This is a genomic window from Corynebacterium epidermidicanis, from assembly GCF_001021025.1.
In the GTDB taxonomy this organism is placed as follows: Bacteria; Actinomycetota; Actinomycetes; order Mycobacteriales; family Mycobacteriaceae; genus Corynebacterium; species Corynebacterium epidermidicanis.
The window spans coordinates 941,679-957,316 of record NZ_CP011541.1 but is presented as its reverse complement, the minus strand read 5'-3'; the positions used below and the strand labels follow the sequence as shown (position 1 = coordinate 957,316).

Annotated in this window: 12 protein-coding genes and 1 pseudogene; 3 read left to right on the top strand and 10 right to left on the bottom strand. The window is 58.1% G+C overall.

Features of this window, described 5'->3' with window-relative positions:
• Positions 1–6: 6 nt before the first annotated feature.
• From CEPID_RS04490 to typA, 3 genes are all read right to left on the bottom strand, one after another.
• Positions 7–1,593: an ABC transporter family substrate-binding protein gene (locus CEPID_RS04490; RefSeq protein ID WP_047239934.1), complete on the bottom strand. Its 1,587-nt coding sequence runs from the start codon at positions 1,591–1,593 to the stop codon at positions 7–9.
• A 25-nt stretch (positions 1,594–1,618) separates the two neighbouring features.
• Positions 1,619–2,806: an MFS transporter gene (locus tag CEPID_RS04485; protein ID WP_052843382.1), complete on the bottom strand. Its 1,188-nt coding sequence runs from the start codon at positions 2,804–2,806 to the stop codon at positions 1,619–1,621.
• Positions 2,807–2,937: 131 nt separating this feature from the next.
• Positions 2,938–4,848 carry a translational GTPase TypA gene (gene typA / locus CEPID_RS04480; protein ID WP_047239933.1) on the bottom strand — a complete coding sequence of 637 codons (1,911 nt, stop codon included), beginning with the start codon at positions 4,846–4,848 and terminating at the stop codon, positions 2,938–2,940.
• A 417-nt stretch (positions 4,849–5,265) separates the two neighbouring features.
• Here typA and CEPID_RS04475 point away from each other — a divergent pair, with 417 nt between their 5' ends.
• From CEPID_RS04475 to arsC, 3 genes are read left to right on the top strand one after another with little or no spacing between them, the layout of a single operon-like run.
• A complete protein-coding gene (locus CEPID_RS04475) occupies positions 5,266–5,979 on the top strand; it encodes an Rv1157c family protein (protein ID WP_047239932.1) in 714 nt (237 codons plus the stop codon).
• Between the two features lie 10 nt (positions 5,980–5,989).
• Entirely contained in the window at positions 5,990–6,529 is a 540-nt protein-coding gene (locus CEPID_RS04470) for a DUF402 domain-containing protein (RefSeq protein WP_047239931.1), read from the top strand.
• A 26-nt stretch (positions 6,530–6,555) separates the two neighbouring features.
• Positions 6,556–6,900: an arsenate reductase (glutaredoxin) gene (arsC, locus tag CEPID_RS04465; protein ID WP_047239930.1), complete on the top strand. Its 345-nt coding sequence runs from the start codon at positions 6,556–6,558 to the stop codon at positions 6,898–6,900.
• A 76-nt stretch (positions 6,901–6,976) separates the two neighbouring features.
• Here the strand turns inward: arsC and CEPID_RS04460 are convergent, their stop codons facing one another.
• The 7 genes and pseudogenes from CEPID_RS04460 to CEPID_RS04430 all read right to left on the bottom strand — a co-directional run bounded on the left by CEPID_RS04460 (position 6,977) and on the right by CEPID_RS04430 (position 15,632).
• A complete protein-coding gene (locus tag CEPID_RS04460) occupies positions 6,977–8,662 on the bottom strand; it encodes an ABC transporter ATP-binding protein (RefSeq protein ID WP_047239929.1) in 1,686 nt (561 codons plus the stop codon).
• A gap of 9 nt (positions 8,663–8,671) precedes the next feature.
• A complete protein-coding gene (locus tag CEPID_RS04455; RefSeq protein ID WP_083984379.1) occupies positions 8,672–9,688 on the bottom strand; it encodes an ABC transporter permease in 1,017 nt (338 codons plus the stop codon).
• Positions 9,681–10,607, bottom strand: a complete 927-nt coding sequence (locus CEPID_RS04450; RefSeq protein ID WP_047239928.1) for an ABC transporter permease — start codon at positions 10,605–10,607, stop codon at positions 9,681–9,683. Before CEPID_RS04450 ends, CEPID_RS04455 begins: the two co-directional genes overlap by 8 nt.
• A 276-nt stretch (positions 10,608–10,883) precedes the next feature.
• Positions 10,884–12,471: pseudogene (locus CEPID_RS04445) on the bottom strand (peptide ABC transporter substrate-binding protein).
• 390 nt (positions 12,472–12,861) lie between these two features.
• A complete protein-coding gene (locus tag CEPID_RS04440) occupies positions 12,862–13,326 on the bottom strand; it encodes a nucleoside/nucleotide kinase family protein (protein ID WP_047241351.1) in 465 nt (154 codons plus the stop codon).
• Positions 13,327–13,358: 32 nt separating this feature from the next.
• Complete coding sequence (locus CEPID_RS04435; protein ID WP_047239927.1) at positions 13,359–14,114, bottom strand: energy-coupling factor transporter transmembrane component T family protein; 756 nt, start codon at positions 14,112–14,114, stop codon at positions 13,359–13,361.
• Complete coding sequence (locus CEPID_RS04430) at positions 14,115–15,632, bottom strand: ABC transporter ATP-binding protein (protein WP_236684295.1); 1,518 nt, start codon at positions 15,630–15,632, stop codon at positions 14,115–14,117.
• Between the last annotated feature and the right edge of the window lie 6 nt (positions 15,633–15,638).

Here is a 15,638-nt window from a genome sequence, read left to right as displayed (position 1 = left end):
GGTGAATTAACCTACCTTCTTCTTCCACATCGCCGCGGTATCAATAGGTCCACTCATGGCGCCACGTGGCCATTGGGAAAATCCCTGGTTAGGTCCGATCAAGCCGTTTCCTAGGGCCTCAACGCGCCGGTCTTTCATGATCGGAATGACCACTGCTTGGTCTTTCAATTCCTTCGCCACATCCACTTGCTCGCCACCAGCTGCCCATTGTGCGATGCGCTCCGAAAGCTCGAAGGAGCAATAGTTACTCAAATTGCCGGGCATCGTTGGGTTTTCGGCACGGGCGCACGAAGTTTGAGTTGCAGCCGTCAGCGGGTTCACTGGCTCGCGAGCCCAAGACAGGCTGAGATCGACGTTATTGCCAATGAGTCGTTTTTGGGTGAGATCAGTGAAATCAGTGGCAAAGACTTCTACCTGGAAACCTGCTTCGCGCAATCGCGCTGCTACCACGTGCGCAGCCGTAGTGGCTTCATCATCAGCCGGATCGGCTGAGATACGGATGGGGCGTCCAAACTGGGCTTTTGTCTGTTCGAGAAAACCCGGCTCAGGCGTCGTGGCAGCTGCGATATCAAGTTCCGCTGCGCGTCCGGCTGCCAGGCGGGCCACCTGAGGGATATCAATGAGTCCCGCTAGCGCTTGCCGTTGGTGGATGTCGCCCAGTACCGCGGTGTTGAAGTTCAATTGGAGTTGACGTTGCGTGCTCCGGGTATGGACTTGCGCCCCGGCCATCAAAGTCAGTGCCTCATTCGAGGTTTCGGTAGGGCTGATGTCCAGGTAAGCCATTTGCTGGGTGCGCAGCATTTCTACTGCCTGCGAAGTATTGGTGACTTCCCGGAAGGTCAGCAGCTCTACATTGGCAGGTTGTGTGCCCCAAAATCGGTCGTTGCGCGCGAGTTCGACTACGCCACGACGCCTATCAACATTGCGCACCATGTACTTCCCACCGCTGGCGGGGATTGTCGTGGCGAGAGCTTTTTCAAAAGAATCGGTGCCAATCGTAAAGAGATGGCTGGGTAGCAAATGCTGGAAAAGCTGCTGCCACAGCGGCTCGGCTGTTGCGAAATCGACGTAGACCACCTTGCCGCCCGATTCACTGCGAACATTCGCGATCTTGGCATACCCTGCCGTATCGACGCCCGCAGGCTCATCCCGCAACGCGGTCCAAAGATAGGTGAAGTCAGCGGCTGTGATCGGCGCACCATCCGACCACTGTGCCGCCTCGTTGATGCGATAACGCACGGTTTGAGCGACACCCGGCGCCGGCGCCACCTCTTCCGCGCTGAGCAACATGTCGTCGTTCAGGCGGCCGTCGTTAAATGTGCTGGGCAGCACAAGGTTAGCTAGCGATTGGACGAACGTAGTGTCGTCCGCAACCAGGTGCGGGTTAAAACCGTTCTTGAGCGGATCAATACCTACGACGATTTCGTCCCGATTCTTCTTTTCCGCCGGGACTTCGGGGGTTGGCTCAGAAGTCTGCGTCGAACCAGCTGGCTGTTCCTCCGCGATCGGGGCCGGGCCGGGGTGGGCTGCGCATCCTGAGGCGAACAGCATGGACAACCCGAGTACTCCGGCGAGCCGTCGTAAGTTCTTCATTACCTAATTATTACCAGGCGGGTGCCTAGACACGAGGGACAGTTGGGGCCAAACGGCGCGAAAAAATGAAGATCGTGATTCCCGCTAGCACCAAAATCCCAAGCGCGACACGCAAAGACGTTGCCGTGGAGACCAGCCCGATGAGTGGCGAGGTGGCGAGGAATCCTACGCGCATCAACCAGGATACGATGGTGATCCCCTCGCCCTTGCGTAGACCAGGAATCGCCGCGGCCGCCACGAAGGTACTCGGGACGATCGTTGCGCAGCCAAAACCGGCGACAGCTAACCCCACCAGCCACAGCGAGGGCGCTGCTGCCATAATTACAATGATGCCCCCTAAGGCGATCGATGCACCACCGATCCTGGCGACGTTCTCGCGCCCTAAGCGGTTAATCATCGGATCCCCCACAAATCGTCCTACGCACTGCGCCACGAACATTACCGTGAGCGCTACTCCCGCACGCTCAACCGGTATGCCCGCCACTTCGTGTGCTGAAAGCGCTGCCCAAGAATTGGCGATTTCCTCGACACCAATCGCACTCATCGCAATTAGGGCCAGCGGGAACACGCGCCCCACCGCAGTCTTCGCGCCGAGGGATCGAGAGTCGGGGTCAGATTCACTTTGCCGGGTGGCTGGATCACCGGCGGCATCGGTTAAGCGGGAATCTGCCGGCTGACCAGGCTGGCCGTCCCACCGTGATCCGAGCATCACGCACCCCAACGCTGCTACCAGAAATGACAGCACGCTGTTTCCGGCCAAATGAGCTGCTAGTGGAACGTGCCCCACCGCCCAGGTGCCCACAAATCCCGAGGCTGCGGCACCAAGGCTCCAGCACGCATGCCAAGAAGACATCACGGACCTGCCAAAAGCTTCCTCGACTTGGACACCCAGAACATTTTGGGCGACATCAACGAAAGGATCGAGAAAACCTACAGCCAGCAAGACGATGGCGAGAAACCACGCGCTGGGCACCAACGCCACCGATTGCACCGCAAGACTCATCAACAAAGTGCCCCACACGATGCTTGACCGAGGGCCCTGTCCGCGTACCAAGCGCGCCGGCAACCCCATTGACAGCAGCGAACCGACGGCGACACAGGCAACCAGGAGGCCAAATAATGAATCATCCAGTGTGAAGCGCGACTTCAGCATCGGATACCACGGCAGCATGCCAGCGATCATCATGCCGTTGGATGCAAAAAGCAGCGCCACTCCACCGATCGGACTAAGAGAATTGGATGAATACGACTTACGCGGTTCGTATGTCATTTCCGTATTCAGCCCAGATATCTTGCTCGGGAAATCAGGTGGAGGTGGCGCTGCAGCAGCCTAGCTTGGAAGTGTTACTTGTTCATCTGCTTCTGGCGGGAACGCGCCCGGTTGCGCTCGGTAGCGTTGAGGATCACCTTGCGGACGCGGATGATGTCCGGAGTAACCTCGACGCACTCGTCTCCACCACAGAATTCCATGGCTTCTTCGAGAGACAGATTGCGGGCCTTAGCCAAAGTCACCGTAGCGTCTGCAGTAGCAGAGCGCATGTTGGTGAGCTTCTTTTCGCGCGTGATGTTGATATCCATGTCTTCGTCGCGGTTGTTCGCGCCAACGACCATGCCTTCGTATGCTTCGGTGCCTGGCTCCACGAAGAACTGGCCACGGTCCGCGAGCTGCTGCAGGGCATAGGCGGTGATCTGACCGGAGCGGTCAGCGACCAAGGAACCAGTCGCACGACCCTTGATTTCGCCAGCCCAGGGTTCGTAGCCCTCGGAGTAGTGGTTTGCGATGCCGGTGCCTCGAGTTTCCGTCATGAACGTGGTACGGAAGCCAATCAGACCACGCGCTGGCACTTTGTATTCCATACGTACCCAGTCCGAGCTGGTGTTGTCCAAGGACAGCATCTGCCCCTTGCGGGCAGCCATGAGCTGCGTGATCGCACCCTGGTACTCAGCTGGGGTGTCGATAACCATGTGCTCGAACGGCTCGTAAGTCTTGCCGTCGATAACTTTTGGCACCACCTGTGGCTTACCGACGGTGAGCTCGAAGCCTTCACGACGCATGGTTTCCACCAGGATGGACAGGGCCATTTCGCCACGGCCTTGGACTTCCCACGCATCTGGGCGCTCGGTTGGCAGCACGCGCAGCGACACGTTACCGATGAGCTCCTGATCCAAGCGGGCCTTCACCACGCGAGCGGTAAGCTTATCGCCGCCACCGCGCCCGGCCATAGGAGAGGTGTTCACGCCGATGGTCATGGAAATTGCTGGCTCGTCCACGGTGATGCGTGGCAGGGCGACTGGGTTCTCCACGTCTGCGAGAGTGTCGCCGATCATGATTTCATCGATGCCGGAAATTGCGGCGATGTCGCCTGCGATGACTTCTTCCGCAGGCACACGCGTCACACCGACGGTGCGCAGCAGCTCAGCGATCTTTGCCGTCTTGGTGTGCTGATTGCCATCAGCGTCGTAGTGGATCCACGCCACCTGCTGGCCCTTGCGGAGCTTGCCCTTGAAAATACGGATCAGGCCGATACGCCCCAGGAAGGACGAGGAGTCCAGGTTGGTGACGTGCGCTTGCAGCGGCGCATCGAGTTCTGCGGATGGCTCAGGGAGGACGTCGTAGATGACGTCGACAAGCGCGTCCATGTTCTCGGCGTCCGGAGCATTGCCGTTGCCTGGGTTTTCGGTCGAGCATTTGCCCTCGCGGCCAGAGGCGAAGAGGACAGGCAGGTCAAGCAGGGATTCTGCGGCCAGCGCGGCGTCTTCGTCTTCGAGGGTGGAAGCCAATTCGAGCAGGAGGTCCTGGGATTCTTCGACGACTTCGTCGATACGAGCATCTGGGCGGTCAGTCTTGTTCACACAGATGATGACGGGCATCTTGGCAGCGAGTGCTTTGCCTAGCACGAAGCGAGTCTGTGGCAGTGGCCCTTCAGATGCATCCACGAGCAGCACAACGCCGTCCACCATCGACAGCGCGCGCTCAACCTCGCCACCGAAGTCGGCGTGGCCTGGCGTGTCAATGACGTTGATGATGAGGTCGGCCCCATCCTTGCCAGCGCCTTTACGACGAATCGCGGTGTTCTTGGCGAGAATGGTGATGCCCTTCTCGCGCTCCAGGTCACCGGAGTCCATCACGCGGTCTGTAACTTCGCCGTGGTCGCCGAAGACACCGGACTGCTCGAGCAGTGCATTAACGAGGGTGGTCTTTCCGTGGTCAACGTGCGCGACAATGGCTACGTTACGAAACTCTGTCTGGGTCACTAGCAAAAATCTCCATCAAACTGGGTGCATGTTGCCTGCCAAATGCACGCAACACATATAACGGGTCTCCAGCGTACTCCTAGCGCGACGCATTGCACACTTTTAAGCAAAACAACCAGTCTGCTAGGCGCTTATCGACGGTCATCTGCCTTCTTTCCAGACGCCCGAGGCACACCACCACCTCTTCATCCTGTTCGATGCAGCAGTTCTGCGGCCAGATCACCACAACCAAAACTTCGTTGCCGAAATGTAACAATTGGCGTTTCGAGGCCGATGACCTTAATGAACTGCCCGCTACAAGACAGTCACTTCTGCTACCTCTGTGAACTATGAGGTGGAAGTAAACGATTGTTGCTAAAGTGCTCTATGGTATGTCACCGTCTGGCACCCTACGCTCCGGGAAAGAACATGGTCGCAATGTATAAGAACTGGGTATCACCCTGCCGAAAGCTTGGCTCAGCGCTCACAGCTGTGGCTTGCTCGCTCATTATCGCGAGCGCGCCCCACGCAGCGGACGCAGCCGATCTTTCCAGCGCGTTGCCCCCTGCACCCATCGACCATTTGGGTCGTCCAGCTCCACATATCCTGCGCCAAGTCCGAGATTTCGCCCAGCAGCCTTGGGTACCGGAACAAGCCCGCAATTCCCTTCTAGCAGCTGTAGCTTTCTACGAAGGTGGCGGCGAATCTGGTGTCGCACTCCCCGAGAACGCCCCGCAGTTCACCCAGTTCGTATGGCCTACTGTTTCCGCCCGTTGCATCGGCGGCCAATTGGATGCCACCGGAACGGCAATCGCGGTTCCTGGCCCCGTCGAGATCCCTGCTCCAGGCGCACAGCATGGCGAAACGGCCTTTGTCTTTACCGCGCTCGGCACCGGTCCAGTTGCGCCGGAACAGCATTCGGCAATGACGGTGCAATGGTTGAATCTCAACACTTTCAAGTTTGGCACCACGCCATTGACCTATCACGGCATTAATCCCCAAGGACCAGCAACAGTGTCCGGAACCGGGCAGACCGGTTATGGGCAGGTTGTAGCGTGGCTCAGCGGTGGCCTGAGCGTCGCAGGCACGGACCAAACCGCCCCATCTACGTGCAATTTCGCCCCAACCGCAGCCACGTTCCGCGTCGGATAAAGGAAGCATCATGACTGAAGTCCATCACGTGAAAACGGAAACCTTCCATCTTGACACCGCCATCAACATCGACCCTAAGGGTTTTGAGCGTCAGGTGGACACCTTCACCGTTACCGACTTCGGCCTCTACATGGCCCGAGGCGCCGACCATCCGAAGTTTGGCTACCTCGAGTCCTGGCTACTCCCCGAACTCAGCCTCCGCGCTAACATTTTCCACTTCCGTCCCGGCGAGGAAAAGCATCAACATTTCTATTTCGACGTAGCCTCAATCACCGTTGATGGCGACATCTGGACCACCCGAGACTTCTACGTAGACCTCGTATCCTTTACCGGTGAGCCAGTTGAGGTCGTAGACATCGACGAACTCGCGGCCGCCACCTCCGCCGGCCTCATCACCGCAGAGCAGGCAGAAAAGGCCATTGAGACCACGCTGCTCGCCGTCGAAGGGATCACCCGCGCGGGCGACGACGCCATGGCGTGGCTTGCGTCTAAGGGCTACCCTCTCACCTGGGCTGACCAAATTCAGCTGCAACCTGCCGCAACCCAGTAGCAACACACTCGCCTACGATATAGGGCATGCAAGCGACGATCTATCACAACCCACGCTGCTCCAAATCTCGGGCAGCCCTGTCCTACCTCGAAGAAAACGGCCACGACGTGACTGTTGTTCGATACCTGGAGACACCACCGGACGTCGATAAGCTGCGGGCCCTGCTTGCCAGCGCTGGCCTATCCCCACACGACGCGATCCGCACCAAAGAACCCGAGTACCGCGAACTGGGCCTTTCGGAGAGCACCCCCGACGACGAGCTCCTGGCAGCGATGGTGGCGCATCCGAAGTTGATTGAACGGCCGATTGTCGTCACGGACAACGGTGCACGCCTGGCCCGCCCCACCGAACTTATCGACGACATCCTCTAAAAACACTCCAGCCCCGCACCTCCCCATGGCTGATGCCACGAAGACGTGCGGGGCTGACCTGTTTTCCAGAGATCTACTAGAGATTCTCCCCTGTTCCGAGCTCGATGCCGAGACCAGGAACGGAATCGATGAGGTTGCGCGTGTAGGCTTCCTGCGGGTTGTGGAAGATGTCATCGGCAGCGCCGAATTCCACGAGCTTGCCCTGCTTCATCACGGCGATATCATCGGCCGTTTGACGCACCACAGCGAGGTCGTGCGTGATGAACAAGTAGGACAGGTTGAGTTCTTCTTGCAGGTCGGACAGCAGCTTCAGGATCTGGTTTTGCACCAGAACGTCTAGCGCCGACACTGCCTCGTCCAGCACGATCACCTCAGGGTTGAGGGCCAACGCGCGAGCGACGGCGATGCGCTGACGCTGACCGCCCGAGAGTTCATTCGGGAAACGACGCATCGTAGAACGAGGCATGGCCACCATGTCGAGCAGCTCCGCGACGCGCTTCTCGCGTTCTTGGCGCGAGCCCACCTTGTGCACCAACAGCGGCTCTTCGATGCAGCGGTAAATCGAGTACATCGGGTCGAGGGAACCGTATGGGTTCTGGAACACTACCTGCAGCTTACGACGCATGTCGAAGAGCTCTTTGTTCTTCAGCGTGGTCATATCAACGCCGTTGTATTCCACCTTGCCGGACGTAACCGGCAATAGGTTCAAAATCATGTTCGCCACAGTTGACTTGCCCGAGCCGGACTCGCCCACCAGCGCCAACGTAGTGCCCTTGCGCAACTCGAAGGAGACGTCGTCTACAGCGCGGAACTTCTTCTTAGGGCCCTTGGCACCGCGGACGTCGAACTCCTTGACCAGGTTTTCTACCCGAATAACCACTTCGTCGGTCTTCGCCTTCGGCGCGAGCAACTCGTCGGTTTCCACGCCCTGCTCCTGAGCGGAACGGATACGAGCGGAGGCCAGCGAAGGGGCCGCCTTAACCAAACGACGCGTGTATGGGTGCTGTGGGTTACGCAGAATCTGCAGGGAAGGACCCGATTCCACGATGCGACCACGGTGCATCACTACGAGGTGCTCGGCACGCTCGGCCGCCAAACCAAGGTCATGGGTAATGAACAGCACTGCGGTGCCGAGTTCAGCGGTGAGCCCTTGCAAGTGATCCAGGATGCGCTTCTGGACCGTCACGTCCAAAGCGGATGTTGGTTCGTCGGCGATCAGGAGCTTCGGGCGAGCCGCCAGGCCAATACCGATGAGGGCGCGCTGGCGCATACCACCAGAGAATTCATGCGGGTACTGCTTGGCACGACGCTCGGCGTCTGGCAGGCCGGCCTCCTCCAACAGTTCCACAACGCGCTTGTCCATTTCGGAACCTGGAACCACATTGTTGGCTTTGAGGGATTCCTTAACCTGGGTTCCAATCTTCCAAACCGGGTTGAGGTTAGACATTGGATCCTGTGGCACCAAACCAATCTCGGAGCCACGGTAAGCTTCCATCTTCTTCTCCGGCAGGTTGGAGATAACCTCACCGTTGAAGATGATCTCACCGCCGGTGATCTTGCCCGTGCCGGGCAACAATCCGATGATCGACATCGCGGTCGTCGACTTGCCCGATCCGGACTCACCCACGATGGCCACAGACTGGCCCGGGTAGATCGTCAGGTTGACGCCACGGACGGCGTCGACGGTGCCGGTGGAGGACGTAAAAGAGATCTTGAGATCTTTGAGCTGAAGAAGCGGAGTTTGCTGAGCAGAGTTTGTCATATCCGGCACCTACTTGCTGCGGTTGTTGGGATCGAGAGCGTCGCGAACCACGTCGCCCATCATGATGAAGCTGAGCACAGTCAGCGCCAGCGCGGAAGCTGGGTAGAACAGCACAGCAGGGCGGGTACGCAGGGAAACCTGGGCGCGCGAGATATCGCCACCCCACGAAACGATCTCCGGCGGCAAACCAATACCCAAGAAGGACAGCGTTGCCTCGGCAACGATGAACGTGCCCAGGGCAACCGTAGCGTAAACAATGATCGGTGCCGCAGCGTTAGGCAGGATGTGGCTGGTCAAGATGTGCCAACGCGACGCGCCCACCGCGCGGGCAGATGTCACAAATTCTTCGTTCTTCACGCTCATGACGGCACCACGCGTGATGCGGGCGATGTTGGTCCAGCCGAACACGCCGAGCACCACAACCACGGTCATCACCGTGCGGTGTTCCTTGAACACCTGCATCACGACGATAGCTGCCAACACCAGCGGAATTGCGTAGAAAATATCGGTGATGCGCGAAAGGATCGCATCGAGGATACCGCCGAAGTAGCCGGCGAGTGCACCGAAAACTGTACCGATGACAACCACCAGCAAGGTGGTCAGTACGCCTACCATGACGGACGCGCGGGCGCCGTAGATCATGCGGGAGTAAATGTCACAGCCTTGCTTGTCAAAGCCGAATGGGTGGCCGGGCTGCGGAGTACCCAAGGAATTGGACAGCTCACAGTGGCGTGGGTCAACCGTGGTGAACAAGTTAGGCACGAGCGCTAGTGCGACGGCAGCCAAGATGAGAATTGCGGAGACCCAAAACAGTGGACGACGACGCAGCCGTCGCCAAGCCTCGCCCCAGACGGAGGAAGGCGCGGACTCGTCGGCAACGGCGTCGACGGCACCAAGGCCGGTTTCGTCAGTCTCTGCGATGAAGTGCTCTTGGCCAGGGCGAGCCTCGAAGAAGGTCTCGCCGGTGGCGACGGCTTCGGCTGCAGCATCGGTAACTGGAGCCTGTCGGTTTTCAAAATTAGGCATAGCGAATCCTTGGGTCCAGTACGGCGTAGATGAGGTCAACGATCAAGTTGGCGAAGATGTAGACGATCACCAGCACAGTGGTGAAAGAGACCACCGTGGTCGGCTCGCCTTTCAAGATCGCCTGGTAGATGGTGCCACCCACTCCGTTAATGCCAAAGATTCCCTCGGTCACGATCGCTCCGCCCATGAGGGCACCGAGGTCAGCGCCGAGGAAGGTGGCCACCGGGATCAAGGAGTTACGCAGCACGTGGCGCAGGGTCACCGTGCGGCCGGAAAGTCCCTTGGCGCGAGCGGTACGCACGTAATCGGCGCGCAGATTTTCCGATACCGATTGGCGGGTAAGCCGCAAAACATAAGCAAAGGACACTGCTCCGAGCACAATCGCGGGCATCAACAAGGACACGAAGTCCGCTTTCGCGCCCACCGTGGTGGGCAGCCACCCCAACTTCACCCCGACTACGAACTGGAATACGAAACCAATCACGAAGGATGGCACCGCGATGACCAGCAGCGACAGCACCAGCACGCTGGAGTCAAAAATGCCACCGCGACGCATTCCCGCGATCACGCCGAACCCAATTCCGAGGATCGCTTCGAAAACCAGCGCCATCACGGCCAGGCGAATCGTTACCGGGAAAGCATTTGCCATGACCTCAGCTACGGGACGACCCGAGAAGGTGGTGCCGAAGTCCAACATGAAGATGCCCTTGACATAGAGCAAGTACTGAATGATAAACGGTTTATCGAGATTGTATTCCGCGCGGATACGAGCAGCAGCGGCCTCAGTGAGTCCGCGGTCACCGCCGAGCGCTTGCACCGGGTCGCCGGGCATCAGGAATACCAGGGCATAAATCAGCAGCGTCGCTCCAAAAAACACGGGGATCATTTGGAGGAGACGTCGCCCAACATAACGCAACATGTGTTTAAAGTTCCTTGGGTGAAGGGGGCTAGTTGAGGTGTTCCTACAGGGTCGAAGTGGTCCCACACGAGGGATCTGCCATTCAACACTGCTTATGCAGCTTTAGAAAGACTTACCAAAAATACCATGAGTCCCGGGTCACACCATAATGGTGGGCCCGGGACTCATCACTAGGCGCGCATATAGCGGGCCCATCTGGTGCGAAGTATCCAGACACAATCCCCCGCTAATTTGGGCTTTTCGACGCCCGTCGGTGGATGTGCGGCTAGATGAAAATTACTTTTTGGTGATCTGGTAGTAAGCAGGTACCGACTTCCAGTTGAAGGTCACGTTCGAGACCTTATCGGAGTAACCGCCGGTGACGTTGGAGTACCACAGTGGGATTGCAGGCAGGTCCTTGAACAGGATCTCCTGAGCCTGGTTGTACTTCTTGTTAGCGTCCGTCAGGTTGTCTGCAGCGTTTGCTTCGCGCAGCAAGCGATCGACCTCAGGATCGGAGAAGTCGCCGTCGTTCGAAGATGCCTTGGTGACGTACATTGGGGACAGGAAGTTGTTCAGACCTGGGTAGTCTGCCTGCCAACCAGTGCGGAAGGCCCCAGCGATGGTGCGCTTCTTCACTTCATCGCGCAGGGACTTGAAGTCTGGGTAAGGCTTACCAACTGCTTCAATACCCAGAGTGTTCTTGATGGAGTTAGCAGTAGCATCTACCCAGCCCTGGTGCCCACCGTCGGCATTGTAAGCAATGGAGAAGGTGCCGGACCATGGCGAAATTGCGTCAGCCTGTGCCCACAGTTCCTTAGCCTTTTCTGGGTTGTACTTCAGAACTTCATTACCATTGACGTTTTCGCTGTGGCCGTCAATAACTGGCGAGGTGAAGTCGGTGGCCGGGGTGCGAGTCTTCTGGAAGATCTTGTCCGTGATTTCCTCGCGGTTGATTGCCATGGAGATTGCCTGGCGACGCAACTTGCCTTCTTCACCCGAGAAGTGCTCGAGCTTCTGCGGGATGGTGAAGGACTGGAAGACTGCTGCAGGCTGGTTCACTGAACGGCCATTGAGCTCGGTTTCGAACTGGCTGAAGGCGGAGTCTGGCACAGCATCCAGGACGTCGAGGTTACCGGAGAGCAAATCAGCGTAGGCTGCGTCCTGCTTTGGGTAGAAGGTGAACTTCACGCCGTTGTTCTTAGCCTTGCGTGGGCCATTGTAGTTCTCGTTAGGCACGATGGTGATGGCCTGGTTGTGCTCCCATTTCTCCAACTTGTATGGCCCGTTGGAGACTGGCTTCTCGCCTTGAGCGTTCATGTCGGTGAATGCAGAATCAGGCAGTGGGAAGAAAGAGGAGTAGCCGAGGCGCAACTCAAAGTCCGAGGTCGGCTCCGTGGTTTCCACGGTGAAGGTCTTGTCGTCGACAACCTTCAGGCCTTCCATTTCCTTCACGCCTTCTTTGTAGCCCTTGATTGGCTCAAAGAAGGATGCACCCTGCTGATCGTTGGCCACAGCATAGTTCCAAGCCTTGACAAAGTTCTCGGCCTTAAATTGGGGAGCCATCGGAGAACTTCAACCCTTCCTTCAACTTGATGGTGTAAGTGGTTGGGGTGTCGCGCTTGATACTTTCGGCCATCTCATTGTGAGCCTTGCCGGACGTGTCGTAGTAGACCAGGCCGGAGTAGATCATGTCAACGATACGACCGCCACCGGTTTCGGTGGTATTGGCCGGAATCAGTGGGTTTTGTGGCTCGCTGCCGTTTGCCAAAACGATGCCATCACTGCTGCCACCGGCATCGCCATTAGACGAAGAGCCACAGGCAGCCAATCCGAATGCAAGTGCCGCCGCAGATACTACGGTAAAAGACTTCTTTAAAGTCATGAATATTCCTCCATGGTGACAAGGCCCTGGGTGAGCCAACGATTGCCATGCAACCCATCGCTAGAATGCATCACAGACCATAATTTAATCTATCTGTGATTTAAGTCAAACTCGCACATCTATTGAGTGAATTCAACATGAACAACACCTAAAGACTTTGCCACACAAAAGATCCCCAGGTCAAGCTGGAAAAACAGCGCAATGTCGATGAATTTTTATTCTCATTGTGATCGAAACGTAATCAGGGGCTTTCAATGCCCTAATGTTAAGTTAGCTGACCTTCATCAATATGGGAGCGAGCTCACAGGCTTACAGCCGAGCCTAACGCTCCCCTGGCCTGCATAAAATTAAAAATCACGAGAATAATAAGCTAGCGATAGCAGGAATACATTACGTCCACAGCTCCAGATCCACCGCCGGCAATTGTTCAAAATGTTCAACTTCTTGGCTCGCCCACATCTCCCACCACGGCGCAAAACCCGAGTCCCGGTTGAGAGCACGCTCACGTCGAGTGGCAGATTGCGCCTTGACGAGAACAGTTAAGAATGTTCCACGATGCGCAGCCGCCTGGACGGACGGAACCGAAATCGCCCCGACGCCCTCAACGATCATCGGCCGTCGCGGGTCAAGACTCACCCAATCCCCCGGCCGGTCTTCTTGCCAGTTCCACTGCCTAAAACCCGGACGGGTCGGATGAAGTACATCGTGAGCCACCATGTCACGCCCACGGGCAAGGCCCGCCCAGCCGGGATAGAAATCATCGAGGTGTACGAGCTGAAAACCGGTGATGTCTGCAAGTTGCTTCGCCAGTGTCGTCTTGCCCGAGCCGGATGGGCCGTCGATAAGCACGGTCATAGTACCGGGCTGTAGGCGCTGTGCTATGGGGTTCATGTGCCAAGGAACCTAAAAGTCCCGGCCCACACCGCGCAGACCACTGACAGAACCCCCAGTGCCAAAGCCACGATGATCACGGCGGCGTCTCGCCAGCTCACTGTTGAGGCTCGGCCCCACGTTCGCGGCTGCGGGCCACCAAATCCTCGGGCTTCCATCGCTGTCGCGAGTTTGGTTCCGCGAAGGATTGCCAGGACCAGCAGAGCGAACGTCATAGAGAAGAAGGTGGTGATCGGGTTGTCAGCTGCGAGCCCACGGGAGCGTCGCGCCCGCGACAAAGACTGCCAATCATCGCTAAACAGGCTCAGCAAGCGCACCCCGGCGACGCTGGCCACCACAAATCGCTGTGGCAAGCGTAGGACTTGAGCTAGGGCGTCGCCCAGCTCGGTGGGATCGATATGCGTGGCGAGGACAACCACCGGCAAGCCCACCGCCAAGATGCGCACCATGATCGCTAAGGCCAGGCTGAGGGAATTATCCGTGACGTGGGCGAACAGAAAATGGACGTATTCGCGGCCTTCGGGACGCCCATAGAGCGCCATCGAGAGCCCAGCGATCGGCGTAGCGAGCACGAGTGGCCATGCCCGGCGCGCCAAGGTCGGCCAAGAGACGCCACACAGCGGTGCAAGGAACACGACCGCGGTCAAGGCGACCGTCGCGGAGACCACATCCACACTCAGCAAGAGTGGCGTGGTCAACGCCATGATGGCTACGAGCTTCGTTACTGGGTTGACCCCATCGAGCAGGTTCATTTACGCCACCTCCAGATGATTGTCGGCAAGGAGCTCGACTACGAGAGGGTCGTGGGTGATTGAGACCATGGTGCGTCCGGAATCGCGGAGCTTTGTCAGCAGGCGAATGATTTCAAGGAAGGTGCGTCGGTCTTGACCGAAGGTGGGTTCGTCGAGGAAGACGATTTCCGGTTCCAGCATCAATGCCGTGGCTACGGATAGTCTGCGCTTTTGTCCACCGGAGAGCGAAAATGGGCTGGCAGCAGCTAAATGTTCGAGTCGCAGATCAGCGAGCAGTTGGTCCGCTCGACTCTCCATTTCGTTGGTCACGGCCCGTCGCCAACTGCGCAGCCGACCAAGCTTTGGCCCAGCATGCTGGGCGACGATCGCCGGGGCTATCAGGAGCTCCTCACGCACAGAGTTAGTAAGGAACTGATGCTCCGGGTCCTGAAATACAAATCCAATCCGCGCGCTCAACTGCCGAGCAGACCAGGCGTGCGGGCGCTGCCCAATTCCTGCGGCAATCTCCGGGTGCACGCTGACATCCCCGGACAACGGTGGCAAGAGCCCTGCCAAGGTCAGCGCGAGCGTGGACTTGCCTGCGCCGTTCCTTCCCGTAATCACTGTCGATTGCCCCAACGGTATCCGGAGGTCGCGCTCCCCACCAACCGGATGCTGCGCGTCCCATCCGATCTGTAAGCCCTGCGCCTGGACAGCTGCCTCCCCGTTACTCGGTGGCCGCTGCAGCTTTGCGACGTGCTGAAGTCGACTCTCTGGTGGAAGATAGCTCTCCGGTACCCAAATACCCTGGTGAGCGAGGTTAGTGGCTTCGTGCCACAGCACCTGTTCGACGGGGCCGTCTGTGTGAACAGTTCCGTCGCTGCCTAATACAATGGCACGATCTACCAGGTCTTTCCACGTCTCTACCCGGTGTTCCACAACGATAACTGTGGCACCTGTCAGTTGAGAGACCGCGGCTACCAGTTGGGGAATCCCCACAGGATCAATGTTCGCCGTGGGTTCGTCGAGCACGATGATGTCAGCGCCCATCGCGATGATCCCAGCCAAAGCCAGGCGTTGCTTCTGTCCCCCACTCAGCGCGGACGTGGGGTGATCGAGCGGGAGGTCAAGTCCCACCAAGGCCAGAGCTTCCGTGACGCGACGCCAAATCTCCGAGCGCTCCATGCCAAGGTTTTCGCAACCGAAAGCGACATCGTCACCTACTTTTGATGCAATGACCTGGGAGTCTGGATCCTGCAGCAACATACCAACGCGCCCGCGCAGGCGTTGAGTATCGCGGGCATCGATTCCAGCGACTTCGAGGGTGCCGTGGAATTCGCCGTCGTCAGGCCCGCCAAGCACACCGGCAATGGCTGCGAGCAGGGTGGATTTCCCCGAACCCGACGCACCAAGGATGAGGACCCGCTCCCCGGCCACAATGTCAAAGTTGAGGCCGGTGAGGGTAGCTTTCTTGCGCCCGGCATGCCGCCAGCTAAAGTCGCGAGCATGGATGGCGGGTGTTTTCGACGACAACGCCACTGAAAT

Coding starts and splice junctions, on each gene's coding strand:
- CEPID_RS04470 (WP_047239931.1), top strand. CDS start 5,990: ATGACTGAAGTCCATCACGTGAAAACGGAAACCTTCCATCTTGACACC.
- CEPID_RS04475 (WP_047239932.1), top strand. CDS start 5,266: ATGTATAAGAACTGGGTATCACCCTGCCGAAAGCTTGGCTCAGCGCTC.
- CEPID_RS04435 (WP_047239927.1), bottom strand. CDS start 14,114: ATGAACCTGCTCGATGGGGTCAACCCAGTAACGAAGCTCGTAGCCATC.
- arsC (WP_047239930.1), top strand. CDS start 6,556: ATGCAAGCGACGATCTATCACAACCCACGCTGCTCCAAATCTCGGGCA.
- CEPID_RS04450 (WP_047239928.1), bottom strand. CDS start 10,607: ATGTTGCGTTATGTTGGGCGACGTCTCCTCCAAATGATCCCCGTGTTT.
- CEPID_RS04460 (WP_047239929.1), bottom strand. CDS start 8,662: ATGACAAACTCTGCTCAGCAAACTCCGCTTCTTCAGCTCAAAGATCTC.
- CEPID_RS04490 (WP_047239934.1), bottom strand. CDS start 1,593: ATGAAGAACTTACGACGGCTCGCCGGAGTACTCGGGTTGTCCATGCTG.
- CEPID_RS04455 (WP_083984379.1), bottom strand. CDS start 9,688: ATGCCTAATTTTGAAAACCGACAGGCTCCAGTTACCGATGCTGCAGCC.
- CEPID_RS04440 (WP_047241351.1), bottom strand. CDS start 13,326: ATGACCGTGCTTATCGACGGCCCATCCGGCTCGGGCAAGACGACACTG.